This window comes from Methylocucumis oryzae (assembly GCF_000963695.1).
GTDB classification, from domain to species: Bacteria; Pseudomonadota; Gammaproteobacteria; order Methylococcales; family Methylomonadaceae; genus Methylovulum; species Methylovulum oryzae.
Genome location: NZ_LAJX01000049.1, coordinates 1 through 23045, shown reverse-complemented (window position 1 = coordinate 23045; position 23045 = coordinate 1). Strand labels below are relative to the sequence as shown.

Genomic DNA, 23045 nt, shown 5'->3' with positions numbered 1-23045 from the left:
ACGATGAAGGTATTAGTCGATTTAGGTAATAGCCGACTTAAGTGGGCTGTAGAGCACAATAACCAACTCCAAGTTGGTCAATCGGTAGCTAATAACATGCTGACACGAGAGTATTTAACGGCGTGTTGGCAATCTTTAGATAAACCGGTGTGTTTGGCGATAGCGAGTGTGACGTCTTCAGTGTTGTTAGAACTAATACGGTCGGTAGCGACAGATTTATGGCCGACGTGTCAGATTTTTATCAGTCAAAGTCAAGCGTTCGCACATCGTGTACGCAATGGTTATGCTGAACCACAGCGCTTAGGCGTTGATCGATGGTTAGCCTTAGTAGCGGCTAGATATTATTATCCTGGCAATGTCTGTATTGTTGATTGTGGCACCGCTATTACGGTTGATTTGTTAACCGATGAGGGTTGTCATTTAGGTGGTTATATTGGGCCTGGGTTGCGCTTAATGAAACAGGCATTAATGTCAGGTACCGAGCAACTGCCTTATAGCCATGTGCAACATCCTATAGCTCCTGCGCAATACACCGAAGCGGCGATATATGCGGGTACGCTAGCGGCCGCTGTCGGCATGATTAAACAGGTATTGGCTAGGCATACCTCACCTATGCAATGTTTGTTAACAGGTGGGGATGCAGAATTAATTGCCAATGAATTGGCAATGCCATTTATTATGGATTCAGAGCTGGTTTTGAAGGGGCTTGCTATTGACGTTAGCATTGTATTATGAAAAGCCTCTGTCTATTTTTACTTTTTGCTAATGTTCTGGTGTTTTTTTATGAATACCGGCGCTTAGTTGCAGAGTCTGAACAACATCCACCACCAACAGAACCGTTGGAAGCCATTGTGTTGTTAAGTGAATTGCCTGACAGTATTAAGACGCCAAAAAAGCCTGACGCCAACACTATTTGCTTAAAACCAGACACGTCAATATCGAATGCTCCTTCGCCATTGCTGTCCTTGTCTGAGACAAACTCGGAAACAGCGCATGAACGCGCTGAACACCCTCCTCAAAAACCATCAACTGTTTATTGTTATCAACTAGGTCCGTTTGAAACAGCTACTGTTTCGCAGGTTTGGTCTGAACGTATGAGTACCCGCTATTTAGTTAAAACGTTTTGATAAACCTGAGCGTGTTGCTTTTCGCTTTTCAGTAGCCGCTGCGTTTAGCAATGATGCGTTATTAGCTCAAGCGATGCAGGTGTTGAAAGCTCATCGTATGACGGATTTTTATACATATCGAACTGCGCAAGGCGGTAAAGAGTTGTCATTGGGAGTGTTTAGCACTGAAACAAGAGCCTTAACCCAGCAAAAACAATTGCAGGCGTTAGGTATTTCGGCGCAAATAACACCGCAATACAAAGTTAAAAATCAAAAATTTTTGCTCGTTCAAGCGGACAAAGATATTGCGCTTGAGTTGGCAGCATTAAGTCAATCAAGAGGCAATGTTAGCGTCATTGCTACGCGTTATGAACAAGGACAGTGTGTACCGGCTCACTAACGCTTATGGCTTATTTTTCTCAATAACGATATTCTCGATAATTAATACATCTAAGCCTGACGTATAGAAAACTGCTAAGGCATCTTCTATGCTATGAATAATCGGTTTGCCCATGACGTTAAAGCTAGTATTTAGCACTAATGGAATGCCGGTTAAGCGATAAAATTCTGCAATCAAGTCGTAATATAATGGGTTCCATTCCCGTTTAACCGTTTGTAGACGTCCGGTGCCGTCGACATGTACCACCCCTGGTATTTTTGTGATGACTGATGGCTTAAAGCGCAGGGTTCGTTCCATATATGGCGAGTCTTGGTAGTCTTCAAAATAATCTTGACCATAGTCTGACAAGATTGAAGGGGCAAATGGTCGAAAAGCTTCTCTAAATTTAATTTCGGCATTAATCCTGTCTTTAACCGATTCAGAGCGAGGGTCGGCGAGTATTGAGCGGTTACCTAGCGCTCTAGGGCCAAATTCAGCACGGCCTTGCATCCAGCCAATGATTTTTCCTTGTGCTAAAAAATTAGCGGCAAGCTTAGCGACAGTAGTGTGTTCGACGGTTTGTGCGGTTGGGCAGAATTGCTGTAAGGTTTGTCGGTGTTTAGTCGAAACCGATGAGCCTAAATACGGACTTTGCAAGGCACGTGTCGTATTATCGTTAGGATGGTCTTGATAATACGCCAGTAATGCCGCGCCGACAGAATTACCATCATCGCCAGGCGCACAGAACACATGGGCGTGTTTAAACGGTGTGTGCTCAGTGATTTTGCCGTTGGTGGCAGAATTTAATAGACAACCGCCGCCTAATACGACTGAATCTAGTTTTGTAACAGCGTGTAATGCGCTTAAGTATTCATAAACGCGTTCGCTAAAAACCTGTTGAGCAGTAAACGCTAAATCAGCGACGTTTAAATAGGATTGGCCTGGTTGATGACGATAGTTGGCTAATTCTTGATAAATCGCAATGCTAGTGGCTATATCAGGTTGTACTAAATCTAAACCTTCAACGCAAATTAGAGGGCTGAGTAATTCGTATACTTTTTGGTCGAGTTTGCCGTATGAGGCTAATCCCATTACTTTCCATTCTTCACCGTGAAATAAGCCGAAGCCACATAATTTACAAATTTGCATGTAGAAATTGCCTAGGCTGGCTGATTGTGCGGAGTATTTAGGCAAGCTATTACTTATTGGCGCTAACGTGTTGTCTTGGAATAGATAACTTTGGTAAGCCATGCCTTCACCGTAGCCGTCTAAAATGGCACATGCGGCAGTGTTCAATCCGCTACTATAACAAGCGCTAGCCGCATGAGTTAGGTGATGGTCATAGGTTCTTATATCAGAAATATGAATTTGTTCAGCTTGGCTTAACTGGCTAAGGCCAAATTCTAAATTTAATCCGGATAATTGCCCGGCAGCTATCGCTGATTGGATAAAAAAAACGCGATGAATAATATTGATCTTTAAGTTGTTCAGGGATTTGCTGACTAGGTGTAGTTTGAATATAGTTGTGAAAATCCTGAAAATCAGGTTGGTTTAATAGCGGTTTAATGGTTTCTTGGTAAGCCTGGCTCCAGGTATAAGCCACGCATAATTCGGCACCAGGCTCTAAATAGTGTTTAAGTAGCGATTCTATGCGTAGAAAAGGTTCGGGGCTGGTATTTACCGCGCGTTTAAACTGTAAATACCGCTCATTAGCTTCGGCAAATAAAATTTCTCCTAGTGGGCTGACTAACGCGAGTGAGCTGTCGTGAAATGTATTTGCAATCCCTAAATAGTATTTCATGATAGTAAGCTTGGTCAGGTTGTTTTAGGGTGAGGGGAGGTATGCTGTTCTAAACAATGGTTCAGGTATGCTTGCTGGGGACTTTGTAATAACATTGTTAATATTGCGTGAAATATTTTACATTTGAATTATACGCATTAATATCATAGGCTAAAGCAGCTTTGTTAGGCATTTCCCAGTAGAAAAAAAAATGGATTGCACTGATTAGCTGATTCTAAGTATGATGTTAAGTATAAAGTCCGTAAAGCATAAGTAGGATAACAATGGATATACCACTAGAATTATTACAGAAGAAAATCCTAATAGTCGATGACGCTTCGTCAATTCGTTCGCTAACTAAAGCGATTCTGCGTGAAGCTGGATTTACTCATGTATTCGACGCCCCGGATGGCAATGAAGCATTGGCGCTAATGAGAAAAGTCAAGATTAATGTCGTGATTTGCGATTGGAATATGCCTGGTATGACTGGCTTGGAGTTGTACAAGGAAGTAAAAAGCGACGCTAAATTACAAGCACCGCCCTGGATAATGCTAACGTCTTCTTCAGAGGGCGAGAAAGTAAAAGAAGCCATTCAAGCAGGTATTACCTCATACATCATTAAACCTTACAAACCTGATAATTTATTGAAGCAAGTTGTGGCTAAATTGGCTTAACGATTAACGCAAGATGCTTTAGGCTCCCAATAACAGGGAGCCTTATAAAGCGTTTTATCTAGTCGGCTTATTTTGGTTGCTTGCTATAATTATTCAGTGTTGAACAGGTTATCCTTCCTCATTGTCAACGCGTTTTATTGCTTAACATGGGGATGTAAACAAAAACGAATAGCGCAAATGCGGCTAGCCAAGCTAATACCGAGCCGTATAAAAACTGGTTGTACCAGGCCGGGAATGCAATAGGTAATAGTACGCGCAACACAACGGCAATATTCAAAAGTACGAACGCTAAGGCAATGGTATTAGAGGCTTTTAACGCTCGGCCCGTATGGCCTAGCGAAACTCTGGCCATCATGCCAAGCGTCAACACGCCTATGCCGCCGACGGTAAAAGCGTGTAAACCTAGTGCGGGTGTAGTCAACTGATATGCAGCCAGTGCCGTTAATACAAATCCCGCGATAATCCATAAATAGCCTAGATATAACACCCATAACAATGGGACATAGCGAATTCTAGGTACATACCAGTTAACAAGTCTTAAGATATTACTTACCGCCGCTAGGCTAGCCGTGATGGCCAATAAGGCACCTGAACCTTCTAAGATTTGTAAAATAAATACTATGCTGGCTGACGCAATTGAAACAACGTCAAGTACTGGATGTTTAATAATTAACGTGCCTGGAATAGCGCGCTCTGTAAAAAAGGGGAAGACTCGCCCGGCTAACGTTAAAATTAATAAAATGATTAAGCCCACTGCCGACGTTAACCCCGTCGCAGCCGTGTTAATGCCGGTTTGCAAAAACTCCAAGTGCATCAAACCATTGGCAAAAGTTAAGGCGAGTAATAAAACAAGTAGCCAATAATTTCTGCTTTGTCGGGTCGCGATAATTGGTTTAGCAACAATGAAGGTTAAGAGCGGTAAGAAGGCAAAATCGACTAACGCGATAAAAAAATCAGGCAATAATTCGGCGTAAAACGGTAAGATTCGCCCATACAACCAAAGTAAGCAAAAACCAGCTAACGCGTCATACGTTAAGGTGGGTTTTCCTGTCCAATTTTTAACAGCGGTTAATAAAAAACCTGCAATCACAGCAGCGTTATAACCTAGCAACATTTCATGGGCATGCCAGTAATAGCTGGGAAAATACAAATGAGGCTGTATTTTTCCAGATAGCATCGCATTCCATATCATAATTAACAATAATGCAGATAAGCCTGCTAACGTGAAAAAAGCCCGAAAGCCCAGTGCGAATAAGGGGTAATTAAAAATAGGGTTTGCTTTCATAAGGATTGTGCTTCCAACCAGTCGAGTTCAGCGTTGCTAAAGCCTGCAATTATACGCATTTCTCGATTAAAAGGGCCTTTTGGCTTACCGCCTTGATAATAGTCGCTTAAAAGTCTTCGGTATTCTGTTTCAGGGTTTAACTGTTGCTGCTCGCATACATACTTAAACCAAAAGCTGCCGCGTTCAACATGACCTACCTCGTCAGTCAATATTCTCTGTAAAATACTAATACTGGTGTTATCGTCTAGTTGTTTAAATTTTTCTATCAGTCCAGGCGTGACATCTAAGCCGTGTGCTTCCATGCAGCGCGGTACAAGCGCTAAGCGTGCTAATAAGTTATCCGCAGTTTGTTCGGCTAACTCCCATAAGCCGCCATGCGCTGGTAAATCGCCATAATCTATGCCTAATGTTTGTAAATGTTTGGAAATTAATTCAAAATGCTGGGCTTCTTCGTCGGCAATGCGAAGCCAATCCTGGTAAAATGCATTAGGTAAACCACGAAAGCGATACAAAATATCCCAAGCTAAGTAAATCGCAACAAACTCAATATGGCCTATCGCATGAAAAAATGCTGCGCTACCGCCTTTCGCAGTAAGTTTTCGTTTGGGGACTAAGCGCGGTGCTACCCATACAGGTTGGGCAGGGAAGGTAACTAGAGTAATAGGCAATGGCTTTGTATTTGAAGAAGTAGTTAATTCGCCTGAATCCAGTTTGCTTTTGGCCTCATGTGTTAAGTGGAGCAGTTCATCACGATGACCGCGATGGAGACACGTTTCTGCGTAATCAAAAAGAGTGAGCATGATTAAAGTCTTAGATTTTTTAGCGTTAATATTTTATTGCGGGTTATTGTACTGGCTATCGGATAAGCCTTCATTAGGGTTGCCTATGTGGTTTCCCTATCAAGATAAGGTTCAGCATTTTTCCGCATATTTTATACTGGCTTTGATTGCTTGGCGTAACACCCTCTGTTGGAGACATTTATCACGAGGTAGGCGGGCAATAATGGTTATTTTATTTTGTAGTCTTTACGGTATTAGCGATGAGTGGCATCAATCGTTTGTCGTTGGGCGCAGTTCCGATGTATTAGATTGGTTAGCTGATACAAGTGGTGCGGTGCTAGCTTCGTTTTTGTTAATGCGTTTTAGTGCGCAATGGCTGTTGCTGAAGCCGTTTGTTTGGCAGCGCTAAGAATTGGATAAGGGAACTGTAACGTGCAAGTTCATATTTTAGGTATTTGTGGGACGTTTATGGGTGGCTTGGCCGTGCTGGCTAGGCAACTAGGCTATCAAGTTACGGGCTCGGATCAAAATGTTTATCCGCCAATGAGTACGCAGTTAGCAGAACAAGGTATTCGTGTGATGGAGGGTTATAAGGCTGAGAATATAGCGCACAAACCTGATTGCGTGGTGATTGGTAATGCGCTGTCGCGCGGCAATCCTGAGGTCGAAGCCGTGTTAGATGCTGGCTTACCTTATATCTCTGGACCACAATGGTTGGCTGAACATGTGCTTGCCAAAAAACAGGTGTTAGCGGTAGCCGGTACGCATGGTAAAACCACGACTACTAGTATGTTAAGCTGGATTTTACAGCATCAAGGGTTAGAACCGGGCTTTTTAATTGGCGGTATTCCGCTTAATTTTGGTATTTCGGCGCGTTTAGGTGCTTCTGATTTTTTTGTCATAGAGGCTGATGAGTATGATTCGGCGTTTTTTTGATAAACGCTCTAAATTCGTACACTATCGACCTAAAACGGCGATTTTGAATAATCTGGAATACGACCATGCTGATATTTTTCCTGATTTGGCGGCTATAAAAAAGCAGTTTCATCATTTGGTGCGAACAGTGCCGCGCAGTGGCTGTATTATCGCGCCTATAGATGATGATAATATTGCTGATGTGCTATCAATGGGATGTTGGTCGGAGCGGAAAACGACAGGGTTAAGCTCTGCCGCTGATTGGTATGCGGATAAGCTAAAACCGGATGGCAGTCAATTTATGGTTTATCATCAAAGCCGCTCCATGGGTCAAGTAAACTGGGCGTTAACAGGCGATCATAATGTACGCAATGCATTATCGGCATTAGCTGCCGCTTGTCGTGTAGGGGTAAATCCCGAAGCTGCGATTAGCGCATTATCTGCTTTTCAAAATGTTAAGCGACGCATGGAAGTGATTTTCAAAACGGATAATACTGTAATCTATGATGACTTTGCTCATCATCCTACCGCGATTGCGACGACGCTACATGGATTGCGCCAACAAGTGGGTGATGAAAAAATTATTGCTGTGGTTGAGCCTCGCTCGAATACTATGCGCCTAGGTATACATACAGAAACGTTGGCAGATTCGCTAAAGTATGCCGATTTAGCCATTTTATTTCAGCCTTCGGATTTGAATTGGGATGTGTCGCAATTAAAAAAGCGGGCAACAAACTTAGAAGTGTATGCGACGCTAACTGATATTTTACAGCGCTTACAAGTGGAAGCGCGTAAAGGTGCGCACATTGTCATTATGAGTAATGGTGGTTTTGGCGGGATTTATCAAAAACTACCAACCATAGTAGTGGGGCAGTAGTGCTGGCATTAACCCTGCCTACGATTTAGAATAAACTTTATTAGCGCGGCAATGATTGCGCGCACTGATTCCAAACCTGATGGATTTATCAATGACCGACTATAAATTAACACACTTAAAACAGCTGGAAGCTGAAAGTATACATATTATTCGAGAAGTCGCGGCTGAGTTTGAAAAGCCGGTGATGTTGTATTCGATAGGTAAAGATTCTGCCGTTATGCTGCATTTAACCATGAAGGCGTTTTATCCAGGGCGTCCGCCATTTCCTTTGCTACACGTCGATACCACTTGGAAATTTCGTGAAATGATTGAATTTCGCGACCGTATGGCAAATGAATTAGGCTTAGAATTATTAGTTCATATTAATCAAGAAGGTGTTGAGCAAGGAATTGGTCCTTTTACGCATGGCAGCAAAAAACATACCGATGTGATGAAGACTGATTCACTTAAGCAAGCCTTGAACAAATATCAATTTGATGCGGCTTTTGGTGGCGCACGTAGAGATGAAGAAAAATCACGCGCAAAAGAGCGCGTTTACTCGTTTAGAGATAAAAATCATCGCTGGGATCCTAAAAATCAACGTCCAGAATTATGGAATATTTATAACGGAAAAATTGATAAAGGTGAGAGTATACGGGTGTTTCCGTTATCCAATTGGACTGAATTAGATATTTGGCAATATATCCATTTAGAGAAAATTCCAATTGTGCCTTTGTATTTTGCTAAAGAGCGGCCTGTCGTCGAAAAAGATGGTATGTTGATTATGGTCGATGATGACCGTATGCCTATTGGGCCAGACGATAAAATCGAGATGAAAATGGTGCGTTTCCGTACTTTAGGGTGTTACCCATTAACCGGTGCTGTCGAGTCAACAGCGACAACATTGCCTGAAATTATCCAGGAAATGTTATTGACGACGACGTCTGAGCGTCAAGGCCGATTGATTGACCATGATCAAGCCGGTTCTATGGAACAGAAAAAACGCGAAGGTTATTTTTAATCCTTACTTTACAGTTTACGGAAGCACACACCACTATGTCACATCAATCTGAATTAATCAGTACCGATATTAATGAATATTTAGCGCAACATGAGCGTAAAGAATTACTGCGGTTTTTAACCTGTGGTAATGTTGATGACGGCAAAAGCACTTTAATTGGGCGCTTATTGCATGACTCAAAAATGATATATGAAGATCAATTAGCCGCTGTACAAGTTGATAGTGCCAAGTCAGGCACGACAGGCGCGGGTAAAATTGATTTAGCATTATTAGTCGATGGCTTGCAGGCTGAGCGCGAACAAGGAATTACCATTGATGTCGCGTATCGTTATTTCTCCACATCAACGCGTAAATTTATTATTGCTGATACACCAGGGCATGAGCAGTATACACGCAATATGGCGACTGGGGCGTCAACCTGTGATTTGGCGATTATTTTGATTGATGCTCGCTACGGTGTACAAACCCAAACTAAACGGCATAGCTTTATCGCTTCGTTGCTAGGCATTAAGCATGTTATCGTAGCCATCAATAAAATGGATTTGGTTGGCTACAGCGAAGAGGTTTTTAATCGTATTAAAAGCGACTACTTAGCGTTTATTAACGCGTTAGATTTACATGATGTTTATTTCTTGCCTATGTCCGCGTTAGATGGTGATAACGTCGTAAATCCAAGTGCTAATATGCCTTGGTTTACTGGTGTGCCATTAATGGAGGCATTAAATACGACGCCAATTGTTAACGATAGGGATTTCAGCAATGCGCGTTTTCCAGTGCAATATGTGAATCGTCCTAACCTAGATTTCCGTGGTTTCTGTGGCACGATTGCATCAGGTGTGTTTAAAAAAGGCGACAGCATTACTGTATTACCATCGGGCAAAACCAGTACGATTAAGTCAATTGTCACCTATGAGGGCGAATTGGATCAGGCATTTGCACCTATGGCGGTTACGTTAACAATGGCTGATGAAATCGATATTAGTCGCGGCGATATGATTGTCGGTGTTGAACAAACGTCGGCGATTGTTGCTGATCGTTTTAAGGCTGATATTGTTTGGATGGCTGAAAAAGCTCTCACTATAGGCAAGCAATATATCATTAAGTTAGCGACCCGTAGCGTGTCAGGTACGGTTGCATTTATTCATTATCGTATTGATGTTAATACCTTAGAGCATCATGATGCCGATGAGTTAAAGCTCAATGAAATTGGTAGTTGCACATTAAGTTTGGGTGCGCCTGCTGTATTTGATTCCTATAAACTTAGCAAAGGCACGGGATCGTTTGTTATTATTGATAGACTGACTAATGTTACAGTCGGTGCTGGCATGATTGTCGGTGTGTCTGAAGTTGATGATTTACAAAAGCCAGTTACTGCAGAAGACCGCTTGGCAAGATTTAGTCAGAAGCCTGCAGTGATTTCGCTATCAGGCGCCGATAGTGATACTGTCGCTTATCAGTTAGAAAGAAAGTTATTTGATAATGGTCATGCCGTGGTTGTGATAGCTGGCGGTGGTGAAGAATCGGCATTGAAAGCGTTAAAAACGGCTGGTTTATTAGTGATAGCCATCAATAGTCAGTCTGGCTGTGTAGATTTGCGTTTTGACCTTGCGCAGCAATCGATAGACGATATTTACAGTGCGCTTAAGCAGCAAAAAATTATTTTTTGAGTGATGATAGGGCGGTTCTCCGCCCTATTTTTTAGGCGACTTTAAGAATGAATGCTGCGTGAGATGGATTTATCTTGTGCTGGAGATTAGCCTTAGCTAAGCTCGATTTCGTAACCCGTGTACTTGCGAATATTTAATACGCCGGAATCTAGTAATAAGTATTGGCCTTTAATTCCAAGTAAAGTACCTGTTATTTCAGGGCTTTTATCAAAATCAAGGGCTTTGATTTTGGTGGGATATTGTTCAATCGGGTAGCGAATTTCAACTATTGTGTCATTGCTTAATAATTCAAACGCATCGTTGCCATGCGTTTCGTTGATATGGCAAAGTTCTTGTTGGCATAGCGTAACAAGTTGTTCGCGGTAGGCAATTAAATCGATTGTTTCGGCGTCGCTTTTTAGCATTTTTTGCCAATGGGTTTTATCGCTAATATGTTGGCTAATGGCTATTTCAATTAATCCCGCGATATGTCGAGAGCGAGATTTAAAGATGGGTAAAGCTTGATTAGCGCCTTGATCTATCCATCGCGTAGGAATCTGTGAATGCCTCGTAATGCCCACTTTTAAATGGCTTGAATTAGCCAGATAAACGATATGATGTTGGTTGCAAAATTCATCGCCCCATGTGGCGTTCCTGCATGTGCCGGCAGCATAATGGCATAAATGGGGTTTTACTATGCACATATCGCATTCAGCCAGAGAGATAAAACAAGGGTAGCAGTAGCCTTGATTATATGTTTTCTTAATGCTGCGCTTGCAATGAATGCATTGTATTTGTTTAGTGTGAATAAGCTTTAGCGGAGTGTTTATTAAAGTATTTAATTCAACGGTTTCATCGCCTAAAATTAAACGATATTGAACAGGCGAGTCTAAGAGACTGTGCATTTTTTTTAAGTGTCCGCGCATGATGATTGTCTATTTAAAAATTTAAAGTGACTTTATCATGGCATAAAGCGAGTGATAATGTTAACGCTTGATATAAAAATCCTACAGTCATACTAGGAATTGAAGTCAATGCGATAATTCGATATAATAAACCCTTTGACCCATAAGGTTATTTGTGCTTGCTTTAATTAAGCTAGCTGGCTATAATCAACAAGATGTTGTGTTTGGAAATTGGAGCGGGACAATAGGATGTCTTCTGTAGTGGGGAAGGTTTTAGTCTATCAATTACTGATAACATTGGTTATGACGCTAGGATTTGCCGTTGCAGGGAGTCAATCTAAGGCAGTTTCCTCGATATTAGGTGGTTTATCTGCTTTTGTACCCAATTTATATTTTGCCTTTCGTATTAGCAAATCTAATACATGCGAGCCGAGGAAAATATTAAACACATTTTATCTGGCTGAATTTGGCAAATTACTTATAACAGCAGGGATGTTTGTTGTTATCTTCCAAATGTCTAATTTAGAATTTATGCCACTGTTCATAAGTTATGTGACAGTGTTATCTGTATTTTGGTTTGCGTTATTGCAGCGTTAATTTATTGAACTAGAGAGGAACAATGGCAACAGAAGCTCATGCTGCCGAAGGGGCAACCGGATATATATTGCACCACTTAACGACTTTAAGTGCAGGTGAGGGATTTTGGACTCTGCATTTAGATACCTTGTTTTTTTCTGTGGTGTTAGGCGCTGTATTTTTGTGGTTTTTTAAAACAGCTGCAGATAAGGCAACAACAGGTGTGCCTGGATTAGTGCAATGTTTTGCCGAGATGTTAATAGAGTTTGTTGATAACCAAGTTAAAGATACGTTTCATGGTCGTAGCCAGTTAATAGCACCATTAGCGTTAACCATTTTTTGCTGGGTGTTTTTATGGAATTTCATGGATTTATTCCCAGTTGATATTCTGCCGTTAATTGGTTCTTTAATGGGGGTCGAATATCTGAGAGTAGTGCCCAGTACCGATTTGAACGCGACCTTCGGCATGTCAATTTCAGTATTCTTTCTGATTATTTTTTACAGCATTAAAATAAAAGGCGTAATAGGCTTCACAAAAGAGATGACTATGCAGCCTTTCGGTCCTTGGCTACTGCCGTTTAATTTGTTGCTGAAAGTCGTCGAAGAAATCGCAAAGCCGATTTCGTTAGGTCTTCGGTTATTTGGAAATTTATATGCCGGTGAATTGATATTTATCTTAATTGCCTTACTGCCTTGGTATATTCAGCCAGCGCTAAGTTTTCCGTGGGCGATTTTTCATATTTTAATTATTACTCTTCAGGCCTTTATTTTTATGGTATTGACAATCGTCTACCTAAGTATGGCGCACGAAGATCATTAAGATTCTCTTTTTTTACTTAACTTGAAGACGTTTGGAGGAAGCATGGAAATTGCAAAATTAATTGCGGATGTGCAAGGCATGACTGCTATTGCGGTGGGTTTGGTTTTAGGTATGGGTGCATTAGGTACTGCGATTGGCTTCGGTTTATTAGGCGGTAAATTCTTGGAAGGCGCTGCTCGCCAGCCAGAAATGGTGCCTATGTTGCAAGTTAAAATGTTTGTTGTAGCGGGCTTATTAGACGCGGTAACAATGATTGGCGTTGGTTTGGCATTATTCTTTACCTTTGCAAACCCGTTCTTGTCAGCAGTGACATCAGCGGCTGGTTAATTCCGATTGATTTTAATTAACAGCAACAAGAGGATGGCATCGTGAGTATCAATGCAACTCTGATTGGGCAAATGATTACATTTGCGCTTCTGGTGTGGTTTACCATGAAGTTCATCTGGCCGCCATTATTTGCTTCGCTAGAAGAGCGCAGAAAGAAAATTGCGGAAGGGCTAGCTGCCGCTGAGAAAGGCCAAGAAGCTATGCATCTGGCCGAAAAAAAAAGCGAAATCTGTAATAAAAGAAGCGAAAGAGCAGTCATCTGAAATCATTAATCTCGCGCAAAAACGGGCAAATGAAATCGTTGAAGAATCAAAAGAAACCGCTAAAAAAGAAAGCGAGCGATTGATTCATGCGGCAAAAGCGCAGATTGAGCAAGAATTGCAACAAACTAAAGAAGCTTTGCGAAGTGAAGTCGCTGTTTTAGCGTTAAGTGCTGCAGAACAAATTCTAGGTGCTGAAATTGATCAAACCAAGCATCAAGACATTATCAATAAAGTTTCTAGTCAATTAGGTTAAGCGTAATGAGCGAGTTAGCCACATTAGCAAGACCGTATGCATTGGCAGCGTTCAAAAGAGCTGTTGAGACTCAGCAAATCGAACAATGGTCTAATGATCTTAACGGGTTGTTAGCTGTATTGTCTGATAAAGACCTTAAGTTATTTCTGGATAATCCTAAAGTTGGTAAGCCGGAATTAATAGTAGCGTTACGTGAATGTTGCGAAGGCCGGGTGAGTATTGAAACGATTAATTTTTTAAGTCTCTTAGTTCAAAATGGACGGTTGTTATTAATGCCGAAAATTGTCGAATTATTTGAAGATTATAAAGCTAATGCACAAGGCTATGTTGATGTGGATGTTGCAACAGCTTTTGAGTTTTCAGATGATGTTAGAGCAAACTTAAAAATAACCTTGGAAAAAGCATTTGGCAAAGCGATTAATATGAATGTTCGCATCGATCATTCGTTAATTGGCGGAATTTTAGTAAGAGCGGGCGATAAAGTAATTGACGGTTCAATTAAAGGTCGGCTTCAACACATGCAAAAAACTCTTCAGTGAGAGTGAGAAATTAACATGCAATTAAACCCATCTGAAATAAGTGATCTGATTAAAAAGAAGATCGAAAACTTCGATCTGAGTTCTGAGGCTCATTCTGAAGGCACTGTAGTCAGCGTGTCCGATGGCATTGTAAGAGTTCATGGTCTGTCTGCAGCAATGCAAGGTGAGATGCTTGAATTTTCTGATAATACCTTCGGTATGGCGCTAAACTTAGAAAGAGATTCTGTCGGTGTTGTTGTGCTTGGTGCTTACCAACATATCTCAGAAGGCGATACTGTCAAATGTACTGGACGGATTTTAGAAGTACCTGTTGGCGAGTCCTTGTTGGGTCGAGTGGTTGACGCCTTAGGTAATCCAATCGATGGAAAAGGCTCGTTAGATGCAACAGAATCCTCGCCCATTGAGAAAATTGCTCCAGGGGTAATTGCAAGACAATCAGTTGATCAGCCAGTGCAAATTGGCTTAAAGTCAATAGATTCTATGATTCCGATTGGGCGTGGTCAGCGCGAATTGATTATTGGCGACAGACAAACTGGTAAAACAGCGATTGCAGTTGATGCGATTATCAACCAAAAAGGTACAGGGATTAAGTGTATCTATGTTGCGATTGGCCAAAAACGTTCGTCTATTGCAAACGTGGTGAGGAAATTAGAAGAGCACGGTGCTATGGAACATACCATCGTTGTAGCGGCATCGGCCTCTGAGTCTGCGGCTATGCAATTTATTGCACCGTATACAGGCTGTGCAATGGGTGAGTATTTTAGGGATATAGGTGAAGATGCGTTAATCATTTATGATGATTTAACTAAGCAAGCCTGGGCTTACCGTCAGGTCTCATTATTATTAAGAAGACCACCAGGGCGTGAAGCATATCCAGGGGATGTTTTCTATTTGCACTCAAGATTGCTAGAGCGGGCTGCAAGAATTAATGCTGACGAAGTAGAGAAGCTAACAGGTGGTAAAGTCAAAGGTAAAACAGGGTCTTTAACGGCATTACCTATTATTGAGACTCAAGGTGGGGACGTGTCTGCATTCGTTCCAACCAACGTTATCTCAATTACCGATGGTCAAATATTTTTAGAAACGGGTTTATTCAACTCAGGCATTCGTCCTGCGGTTAATGCTGGCTTATCTGTTTCACGGGTTGGCGGTGCTGCTCAAACTAAGATTATTAAGAAATTAGGCGGCGGTATCCGTTTAGACTTAGCTCAATATCGTGAATTAGCAGCGTTTGCTCAGTTTTGCTTCGGACTTAGATGAAAGTACACGTAAACAAATCGAGCGTGGACGCCGAGTTACTGAATTAATGAAGCAAACACAATATTCGCCAATGTCAGTTGCGCAAATGGCTGTTTCATTATTCGCAGCAAACGAAGGCTTCTTAGATTCCATAGAAGTAAGCAAGGTTTTAGCATTTGAATCAGCATTACATTTATACATGAAGACTGAGCAGTCTGAGCTAATGGATAAGATTAATGCGACAGGTGATTATAACGACGAAATCAAAAATGGCTTGCAAACAGCTATCACGACTTTCGTGAATACTCATAGTTGGTAAGAAGGGTTAGGCGATGGCTGTTGGTAAAGAGATACGCACGAAAATAGTCAGCATTAAAAACACCCAGAAAATTACTCGCGCAATGGAGATGGTTGCTGCGAGTAAGATGAGAAAAACTAAAGATAAGATGCAGGCCAGCAGGCCTTATGCGAAAAGAATTGGGCAGATTATCAAGCATTTGGCCCATGCTAATCCTGAATATAAGCATTCTTTTTTGCAACAGAGAGAAGTCAAGCGGGTAGGCTTAATTATTATTAGTTCGGATCGTGGCTTATGCGGCGGTTTAAACGCAAATCTATTCAGGAAGACTTTATCTCAACTCATACAGTGGGAGTCTCAATCTGTCGAGGTTGATATTTGTACGGTAGGAGCGAAGGCATTTGCGTTTTTTGGCAATATCAAGAGTCTTAAAGTTGTAGGTCATGTTAGCAAAATTGGTGACACACCTCATTTGAGCGATGTCGTTGGGGTTATCAATATCATGCTAGATGCTTATCGACAAGGGAAGATTGACGAACTTTATGTTGTTAGTAATGAGTTTGTTAATACGATGACTCAAAGGCCTGTTGTTGATAAATTGTTGCCGGTTGTTGCTAGTGAAATAGAAAACGGTTTAAGTGGTGGGCATTGGGACTATATATACGAGCCTGATGCGAAAGAAATGTTAGAGCATTTGTTGTTACGTTATGTTGAGTCTATTGTTTATCAGGGTTTAGTGGAAAACAATGCTTGTGAACAAGCGGCAAGAATGGTTGCAATGAAAAGCGCATCCGATAATGCTGGAAAATTGATTAAAGAATTGCAGTTAGTCTATAACAAGGCTAGGCAAGCGGCTATCACGCAGGAAATTTCAGAAATTGTTGCCGGTGCTGCTGCCGTTTAAGCTCTAGGCATATAGATATGTTAATAAAGAGGACACAAAATGAGTTCGGGTAAGATCGTTCAGATTATCGGTGCGGTTGTTGACGTAGAGTTTTCTCGCGAAGAGCTACCTAAAGTTTATGACGCGCTAACCGTTGAGGGCGTTGAGATCGTGCTAGAAGTTCAACAGCAAATCGGTGACGGTGTTGTTAGAACAATTGCAATGGGTAGTACAGACGGCTTAAAAAGAGGGTTGACTGTATTAAATACGAATGCGCCAATTTCGGTTCCTGTAGGTCAGGAAACTCTAGGTCGTATTATGAATGTGTTAGGTCTGCCTATTGATGAAAAAGGGCCTGTAGGCGAAAAAGTCAGATGGGCAATACACCGCGCGGCACCGAGTTATTCCGAGCAAGCTGCAGCTAACGAGTTGTTAGAAACCGGTATTAAAGTCATTGACTTAATATGTCCTTTTGCTAAAGGCGGTAAGGTTGGTTTATTCGGCGGTGCTGGTGTTGGCAAGACAGTTAATATGATGGAGTTAATCCGCAACATTGCTATCGAGCATAGTGGTTATTCTGTATTTGCTGGTGTTGGTGAAAGAACGCGTGAAGGTAATGACTTTTACCATGAAATGACTGATTCCAACGTTATTGATAAAGTATCGTTAGTTTATGGTCAGATGAATGAGCCGCCAGGTAACCGCTTGCGTGTTGCTTTAACAGGGTTAACCATGGCGGAGTATTTCCGTGATGAAGGTCGCGATGTCTTGTTCTTTGTCGATAATATTTACCGTTATACTTTAGCAGGTACCGAAGTATCGGCTTTATTAGGTCGTATGCCATCTGCTGTAGGTTATCAGCCGACGTTAGCTGAAGAAATGGGTGTGTTACAAGAGCGTATTACGTCAACAAAGACAGGATCAATTACTTCTATACAAGCTGTATATGTTCCGGCTGATGATTTAACTGACCCATCACCTGCGACAACCTTTGCGCATTTAGATGCAACTGTTGTTTTATCACGTCAAATTGCTGAGTTAGGTATTTATCCTGCGATTGATCCGCTAGATTCTACGAGCCGCCAGTTAGACCCATTAGTAATAGGTCAAGAGCATTATGATGTTGCTAGACGCGTGCAAGGTATTTTGCAACGCTATAAAGAATTGCGCGACATTATTGCTATCTTAGGCATGGATGAGTTGTCAGAAGAAGATAAATTAGTGGTGGCGAGAGCGCGTAAAGTACAACGCTTCTTATCACAACCTTTCTTCGTGGCAGAAGTCTTTACCGGGTCTCCTGGTAAGTATGTTTCGCTAAAAGACACGATTGCTGGTTTTAAAGGTATTATCAACGGTGAATATGACTCTGTGCCAGAGCAAGCTTTTTACATGGTAGGCACAATTGACGAGGCATTAGAAAAAGCAAAAGCAATGCAGGCTGCTTAATCATAATACAAGGCCGGGTAATTCTTATGACAATGACAGTACATGTGGACATCGTAAGCGCTGAGCAAGAAGTTTTTTCTGGTTTAGCGGAGATGGTCTTCGCTCCTGCTGAGCTTGGTGAAGTTGGTATAGCGCCTAGACATGCGCCTTTTTTATCTAAATTAAAGCCAGGCGAAGTGCGCGTTAAAGTCAGTGATAAAGAAAGTTTTCCTTTTTTTATCTCTGGTGGGATTCTTGAAGTACAGCCTCATTTAGTAACAATTCTTGCGGATACCGCAATAAGAGCTAAAGATATTGATGAAGCGGCGGCTCTTGAGGCTAAAGCTAGGGCTGAAGAGTCTTTGGCGGATAAATCAGGTGCAATTGATTATGAGGCTGCTCATGCTCAGTTAATTCAGGCCGTGATGCAATTAAGAACGCTTGAGAGGTTGCGTAAACGCGGTGATTAATTAGTTTTGATTTTTTTGATTATAGTTAAAGCCCGATAACGTTTTCGCTATCGGGTTTTTTTTGGGGAAAAAATAATGAAATTGCAAACATTAATATTAGCTGCTGGAAAAGGAACGCGAATGTATTCTAAGTTGCCAAAGGTTATGCATTCGATTGCAGGAAAGTCAATGCTTATGCATGTATGGAGTACGGCAACAGCGCTTCAGGGAAATGATATTTATATAATTTATGGCTTTGGTGGAGAGCAAATAATAAATGCACACTCAGAAATTGCTGCTAAATGGATTTTACAGGTCGAGCAGCTTGGAACGGGACATGCAGTTATGCAGGCTCAAGATGTGTTAGAAGATGATTCAATTGTATTGGTTTTATTTGGTGATGTGCCGTTAATTGCTAAGGCGACATTAGAGAAATTGATTGCTAAAGTTTCTGTTCAGTCAATCGCATTAATCACTATGAATGTCGAAAATCCTTATGGGTACGGCCGCATTGTTAGAAATACTAATAATCAGATAATTAAAATTATTGAAGAAAAAGATGCAACTTCAGAAGAGAGGTCAATTAAGGAGGTTAACACAGGGATTATGGCGGTTCCTGGTAATAAGCTTAAGTCTTGGCTAGCTTGCCTCAATAATCTCAATGCACAAGGGGAATATTATTTAACTGACATTATTCAATTAGCGGTTACTGATGGGGTTGATGTGGCATCGGTTCAGCCCGAGTTTGATTATGAAGTATTAGGGGTTAATACAAAAGTTCAGTTACATCAGCTTGAGCGGATTTATCAAAATAAACAAGCAGAAACCTTGATGAGTCAAGGTGTTACAATTAGAGATGCGACGAGATTTGATTTAAGAGGGGAGTTAACGCATATCGGGCAAGATGTCGAAATAGATGTAAATGTAATCATTGAAAGGTAGTGCTTCAATTGGAGACAATGTTTATATTGGCCCAAATACAGTTATAAAAAATTCTATTATTCATAATAATGTCCAAATTCAAGCTAATTGCGTAGTTGAAAATGCAGTAGTAGGGGATGGTTGTCGTATTGGTCCTTACGCAAGGTTAAGGCCAGATACGATTCTAGGTAGCAATGTGCATATTGGAAATTTTGTTGAACTTAAAAAAGCATCTGTTGCAAATGAGTCTAAAATAAATCATTTAAGTTACGTGGGAGATGCCACTGTTGGGTGCCAAGTCAATATTGGTGCGGGAACGATTACCTGTAATTATGACGGTGTTAATAAACATCACACTATTATAGGCGATGGTGCATTTATTGGCTCAGATACGCAATTAGTTGCGCCGGTTGTGGTTGGTAGTAACGCAACGATTGGCGCGGGGTCAACAATCACTAAAAATAGCCCCGAAAATCAATTAACCTTAAGCAGAGCCAAGCAAGTTTCTATATCAAATTGGCAAAGACCGAAAAAGGAAAAATAGCATGTGTGGCATTGTTGCTGGAATTGCACAAAGAAATGTAGTTCCCATTTTACTTGAGGGATTAAGAAGGCTTGAATATCGTGGATACGATTCCGCAGGATTGGCTGTAATTGAAAGCAGTGTTATAAAGCGAAAGAGAGAAGTTGGTAAAGTGAGTAGTTTAGAGGCATTGATAAAAGAAGAGCCTATAAGCGGAAATATTGGCATTGCCCATACCCGATGGGCGACGCATGGTAAGCCGAGCACAGCTAACGCCCATCCGCACATGAGCGGCTTAAAAGTTGCTGTTGTGCATAATGGAATTATAGAAAATTACGCACAATTAAAGGAGTTGCAGTTAGAAAGAGGCTATGAGTTTACGTCGCAGACGGATACAGAAGTGATTGTACATGGAATTTATGAAGAGTTAAAAACCGAAAATTCTTTCATAAGCGCTGTATTAAAAGCCACGAATAAGCTAGAAGGTGCTTATGCGCTTGCTATAATCTGCCAACAGCATTGTGATACGTTAGTGGTATGTAGAAAAGGTAGTCCGTTGGTTATTGGTGTAGGTATAGGTGAATACTTTGTTGCCTCTGATGTTGCTGCAATACTACCGGTGACGCAACGTTTTATATTTTTAGAGGATGGTGATATTGCGGAAATTAAACTAGATGCTGTCAAAATTATTGATGCTAAAGGAAATTGTGTTACACGCGAGATTAAGCAAACTAGCTTGAGCTTAGATGCGGTAGATAAAGGAAATTATCGACATTATATGTTGAAAGAAATCCACGAGCAGCCTGATGCGATTGCTAGAACTATAGAAGGAAAAATTATAAATGGGCGAGTTAGTGAGCAGGCTTTAGGCCATAGTGCATCTGAAATATTTGACTATATTAAATCTATACAAATTATAGCTTGTGGCACAAGCTTTCATGCTGGGTTAGTCGCCAGGTATTGGTTTGAAGGATTTGCAGGTGTTCCGTGTAATGTTGAAATTGCTAGTGAATATCGATACCGTAGTCCTGTGCTAAGCAAAGATACGTTAATTATTACAATATCGCAGTCGGGAGAAACGGCTGACACAATCGCTGCATTAGGTGAAGCAAGGCGTTTAGGCGCTAAGTACGCCATAACTATCTGTAATGTATTAGAAAGTTCTTTGGGACGAGCGTCTGATTTAGTAATTCAAACTAATGCGGGGCCAGAAATTGGAGTTGCGTCAACAAAAGCTTTTGTAACTCAGTTAACAGTGCTTTTGTTGCTAGTGATTGTTATTGGGCGAAGATTTAAGCTGCCTAAAAATTTAGAAGCAAAGTTATCTAGTGAGTTAGCTAATTTGCCTGCCATGGTGAGAAATGTCTTAGCATTGGATGGGGAAATTAAAATAATGGCAGAGCAATTTTCCGAAAAACATCATGCATTATTTCTTGGGCGGGGAGCGCATTATCCTATTGCAATGGAGGGTGCATTAAAATTAAAAGAAATATCTTACATTCATGCAGAAGCCTATCCAGCAGGTGAGTTGAAACATGGGCCTTTGGCATTAGTGGATAGTGATATGCCTGTAGTAACCGTTGCGCCTAACAACAGCTTATTGGAGAAACTGAAATCGAATATACAAGAGGTAAGTGCTAGAGGTGGTCAGTTAATCGTATTTATGGATGAGCAGTTAGTGCCAAATGATGATGTTAATCTAAAGATAATTAAGGTTCCTAGCGTTGAAGATGAGGTGTCTGCGATTATTTATGCCGTACCTTTACAGCTCCTAGCATACTATGTGGCAGTCTTAAAGGGTACTGATGTTGATCAGCCTAGAAATTTTAGCTAAATCAGTGACTGTAGAATAGAAGTAAAAGATTTGATTCAATGCAGGATGCTGCTACATCCTGCTCGTAATGAAATGATAACGAGTATTTTTAGTTATATGCCGTCAATTCCATCTAATGACCAGTTGTCAGGGTTGTTGCTTCCGCTTAAGTCATCTCCATTTTTGTATGTTATGCGGCAAGTATATTTTTTGGTAGTGAGTTGATTAGTTGACTGGTCAGTAATAGTGTACTCAGAGCTAATTAAATATTGGTAGTTACCAAAGCTCCAGGAATTGCTTGGTTTTTGGGGGAAAGTAATTTGATTATTACCGGTTTTAGCTCGAATGTTGTCATTGCAAATAGTAAATGCAAGGTTAGTCATGTCATTAGAAATAGGTAATTGACTAGCTTTGTCATTGCTATCAACCAAAAATAAATCTGAGGAAACGACATAGTAAACAAACGGCATGACGGCTTTATATTGTGTAAGCAACAATGCAGACAATGCGAGCAAAATAGCGAGTATTCGATGTTTTTTAAAAAAGTCTTTCATTTTAGTTGTTGTTAACAGGTGATTGAGAAACAAAAAAGTTAGAGCGGAAAACGACATTTGGATATTGTGAGTGATTGGCCTAAAAAAAACAAATGCTGTGTATAAATTTTTTTTGACTTGACAGGGCTGTGTGAACTGGTAGACTGTCGGCTCACCAAATAGACTTGGTGTCTTTCTTAGCCCTAAACGGGTAAGAATGCGGCATAAAGGAATTAATATATCTTTTCTTAGAGAAATCTAAGGTTAATAAATTTTAGGAGATAGAAATGGCAGCTACAACTGAATCAGTGAAAGCTGATGCTGCGGAAGCACCGCTATTAAATAAGAAAAATATGTTCCTAGGCGCTGCACTTTACTGTGTATTCTACGCTTGGGTACGCTGGTATGAAGGCGTTTACGGCTGGTCAGCTGGCTTAGATTCTTTCGCGCCAGAGTTTGAAACATACTGGATGAACTTCTTATACATCGAATTCGTATTGGAAGTAACTACAGCTGGTATCTTATGGGGTTATATTTGGAAAACTCGTGATCGTAAAGTAATGTCAATTACTCCAAGAGAAGAGTTAAGAAGACATATGACACACTGGACATGGTTGGTTATGTACGGTATCGCTATCTACTTCGGTGCAAGCTATTTCACTGAACAAGATGGTACTTGGCATCAAACTATTGTTCGTGATACTGACTTTACTCCAAGCCATATCATCGAATTCTATTTAAGCTATCCAATCTACATCATTACTGGTTTTGCTTCATTCTTGTATGCAAAAAAAACTAGATTGCCAACCTATCAACAAGGTTTGTCTTTACAATATA

General features: G+C 41.0%; 25 protein-coding genes and 3 pseudogenes. 22 read left to right on the top strand and 6 right to left on the bottom strand.

What is annotated here, in order from left to right; translation table 11 throughout:
* The first annotated feature begins 3 nt into the window (after positions 1–3).
* The 3 genes from VZ94_RS05905 to VZ94_RS05895 all read left to right on the top strand — a co-directional run bounded on the left by VZ94_RS05905 (position 4) and on the right by VZ94_RS05895 (position 1506).
* On the top strand, positions 4–735 hold the full coding sequence (locus VZ94_RS05905) for a type III pantothenate kinase (protein WP_045778528.1): 732 nt from the start codon (positions 4–6) through the stop codon (positions 733–735).
* Complete coding sequence (locus VZ94_RS05900; RefSeq protein WP_045778527.1) at positions 732–1127, top strand: hypothetical protein; 396 nt, start codon at positions 732–734, stop codon at positions 1125–1127. The genes VZ94_RS05905 and VZ94_RS05900 overlap by 4 nt, the downstream gene beginning before the upstream one ends.
* A 97-nt stretch (positions 1128–1224) precedes the next feature.
* A complete protein-coding gene (locus tag VZ94_RS05895; RefSeq protein WP_045778526.1) occupies positions 1225–1506 on the top strand; it encodes a hypothetical protein in 282 nt (93 codons plus the stop codon).
* A gap of 3 nt (positions 1507–1509) precedes the next feature.
* Here VZ94_RS05895 and VZ94_RS05890 read toward each other — a convergent pair whose 3' ends face one another.
* Both VZ94_RS05890 and VZ94_RS05885 read right to left on the bottom strand, forming a co-directional pair.
* Positions 1510–2838: a carbamoyltransferase family protein gene (locus tag VZ94_RS05890; protein WP_239649677.1), complete on the bottom strand. Its 1329-nt coding sequence runs from the start codon at positions 2836–2838 to the stop codon at positions 1510–1512.
* A 37-nt stretch (positions 2839–2875) separates the two neighbouring features.
* Positions 2876–3286, bottom strand: a complete 411-nt coding sequence (locus VZ94_RS05885) for a hypothetical protein (protein ID WP_045778525.1) — start codon at positions 3284–3286, stop codon at positions 2876–2878.
* A gap of 263 nt (positions 3287–3549) precedes the next feature.
* On the opposite strand from VZ94_RS05885, the gene VZ94_RS05880 reads away from it, so the two are divergent.
* Positions 3550–3939, top strand: a complete 390-nt coding sequence (locus tag VZ94_RS05880) for a response regulator (RefSeq protein WP_045778524.1) — start codon at positions 3550–3552, stop codon at positions 3937–3939.
* 124 nt (positions 3940–4063) lie between these two features.
* Here VZ94_RS05880 and VZ94_RS05875 read toward each other — a convergent pair whose 3' ends face one another.
* Complete coding sequence (locus VZ94_RS05875) at positions 4064–5224, bottom strand: NnrS family protein (protein ID WP_338040263.1); 1161 nt, start codon at positions 5222–5224, stop codon at positions 4064–4066.
* Positions 5221–6024 carry a ferritin-like domain-containing protein gene (locus tag VZ94_RS05870; RefSeq protein ID WP_045778523.1) on the bottom strand — a complete coding sequence of 268 codons (804 nt, stop codon included), beginning with the start codon at positions 6022–6024 and terminating at the stop codon, positions 5221–5223. Before VZ94_RS05870 ends, VZ94_RS05875 begins: the two co-directional genes overlap by 4 nt.
* Between VZ94_RS05870 and VZ94_RS05865 the strand changes: the two genes are divergently transcribed.
* The 5 genes from VZ94_RS05865 (at position 6023) to cysN (ending at position 10462) form a co-directional block, all read left to right on the top strand.
* Positions 6023–6412 carry a VanZ family protein gene (locus VZ94_RS05865; protein ID WP_045778522.1) on the top strand — a complete coding sequence of 130 codons (390 nt, stop codon included), beginning with the start codon at positions 6023–6025 and terminating at the stop codon, positions 6410–6412. The genes VZ94_RS05870 and VZ94_RS05865 overlap by 2 nt on opposite strands.
* Before the next feature lie 23 nt (positions 6413–6435).
* Complete coding sequence (locus tag VZ94_RS33085; RefSeq protein ID WP_439097703.1) at positions 6436–6939, top strand: Mur ligase domain-containing protein; 504 nt, start codon at positions 6436–6438, stop codon at positions 6937–6939.
* On the top strand, positions 6914–7795 hold the full coding sequence (locus VZ94_RS33080; protein ID WP_439097702.1) for a glutamate ligase domain-containing protein: 882 nt from the start codon (positions 6914–6916) through the stop codon (positions 7793–7795). The genes VZ94_RS33085 and VZ94_RS33080 overlap by 26 nt, the downstream gene beginning before the upstream one ends.
* Before the next feature lie 91 nt (positions 7796–7886).
* Positions 7887–8795 (top strand): sulfate adenylyltransferase subunit CysD, encoded by a 909-nt coding sequence (gene cysD / locus VZ94_RS05855; protein ID WP_045778538.1) that lies wholly within the window; start codon positions 7887–7889, stop codon positions 8793–8795.
* A gap of 35 nt (positions 8796–8830) precedes the next feature.
* Complete coding sequence (gene cysN / locus VZ94_RS05850; RefSeq protein ID WP_045778521.1) at positions 8831–10462, top strand: sulfate adenylyltransferase subunit CysN; 1632 nt, start codon at positions 8831–8833, stop codon at positions 10460–10462.
* A gap of 92 nt (positions 10463–10554) precedes the next feature.
* On the opposite strand, the gene VZ94_RS05845 is transcribed toward cysN, so the two are convergent.
* Positions 10555–11346, bottom strand: a complete 792-nt coding sequence (locus VZ94_RS05845) for a DUF2797 domain-containing protein (RefSeq protein ID WP_338040262.1) — start codon at positions 11344–11346, stop codon at positions 10555–10557.
* Between the two features lie 249 nt (positions 11347–11595).
* Between VZ94_RS05845 and VZ94_RS05840 the strand changes: the two genes are divergently transcribed.
* The 12 genes and pseudogenes from VZ94_RS05840 (at position 11596) to glmS (ending at position 21715) form a co-directional block, all read left to right on the top strand.
* Complete coding sequence (locus VZ94_RS05840; protein ID WP_045778519.1) at positions 11596–11943, top strand: ATP synthase subunit I; 348 nt, start codon at positions 11596–11598, stop codon at positions 11941–11943.
* Between the two features lie 22 nt (positions 11944–11965).
* The gene (gene atpB, locus VZ94_RS05835; protein ID WP_045778518.1) at positions 11966–12742 is read left to right on the top strand and encodes a F0F1 ATP synthase subunit A; all 777 of its coding nucleotides are present in this window, start codon (positions 11966–11968) and stop codon (positions 12740–12742) included.
* 42 nt (positions 12743–12784) lie between these two features.
* Positions 12785–13069, top strand: a complete 285-nt coding sequence (gene atpE / locus VZ94_RS05830; protein WP_045778517.1) for a F0F1 ATP synthase subunit C — start codon at positions 12785–12787, stop codon at positions 13067–13069.
* 41 nt (positions 13070–13110) lie between these two features.
* Positions 13111–13585 (top strand): annotated as a pseudogene (locus VZ94_RS05825) (F0F1 ATP synthase subunit B).
* Positions 13586–13590: 5 nt separating this feature from the next.
* Positions 13591–14124 carry a F0F1 ATP synthase subunit delta gene (locus VZ94_RS05820; RefSeq protein ID WP_045778516.1) on the top strand — a complete coding sequence of 178 codons (534 nt, stop codon included), beginning with the start codon at positions 13591–13593 and terminating at the stop codon, positions 14122–14124.
* A gap of 15 nt (positions 14125–14139) precedes the next feature.
* Positions 14140–15682: pseudogene (atpA, locus tag VZ94_RS05815) on the top strand (F0F1 ATP synthase subunit alpha).
* Between the two features lie 13 nt (positions 15683–15695).
* Positions 15696–16565, top strand: a complete 870-nt coding sequence (gene atpG, locus VZ94_RS05810) for a F0F1 ATP synthase subunit gamma (RefSeq protein ID WP_045778515.1) — start codon at positions 15696–15698, stop codon at positions 16563–16565.
* A 39-nt stretch (positions 16566–16604) separates the two neighbouring features.
* Positions 16605–17990, top strand: a complete 1386-nt coding sequence (gene atpD, locus VZ94_RS05805; RefSeq protein WP_045778514.1) for a F0F1 ATP synthase subunit beta — start codon at positions 16605–16607, stop codon at positions 17988–17990.
* 26 nt (positions 17991–18016) lie between these two features.
* Positions 18017–18439: a F0F1 ATP synthase subunit epsilon gene (locus VZ94_RS05800; RefSeq protein ID WP_045778513.1), complete on the top strand. Its 423-nt coding sequence runs from the start codon at positions 18017–18019 to the stop codon at positions 18437–18439.
* A 75-nt stretch (positions 18440–18514) separates the two neighbouring features.
* A complete protein-coding gene (locus tag VZ94_RS31695; protein WP_338040261.1) occupies positions 18515–19360 on the top strand; it encodes a sugar phosphate nucleotidyltransferase in 846 nt (281 codons plus the stop codon).
* Complete coding sequence (locus tag VZ94_RS31690) at positions 19350–19883, top strand: DapH/DapD/GlmU-related protein (protein WP_338040260.1); 534 nt, start codon at positions 19350–19352, stop codon at positions 19881–19883. The genes VZ94_RS31695 and VZ94_RS31690 overlap by 11 nt, the downstream gene beginning before the upstream one ends.
* Before the next feature lies 1 nt (position 19884).
* Positions 19885–21715, top strand: a pseudogene (gene glmS, locus VZ94_RS05790) (glutamine--fructose-6-phosphate transaminase (isomerizing)).
* Positions 21716–21788: 73 nt separating this feature from the next.
* Here the strand turns inward: glmS and VZ94_RS05785 are convergent.
* Positions 21789–22229 (bottom strand): hypothetical protein, encoded by a 441-nt coding sequence (locus tag VZ94_RS05785; RefSeq protein ID WP_045778512.1) that lies wholly within the window; start codon positions 22227–22229, stop codon positions 21789–21791.
* Positions 22230–22495: 266 nt separating this feature from the next.
* On the opposite strand from VZ94_RS05785, the gene VZ94_RS05780 reads away from it, so the two are divergent.
* The coding region (locus VZ94_RS05780) for a methane monooxygenase/ammonia monooxygenase subunit C (protein ID WP_045778511.1) at positions 22496–23045 on the top strand (550 nt) is incomplete at its 3' end.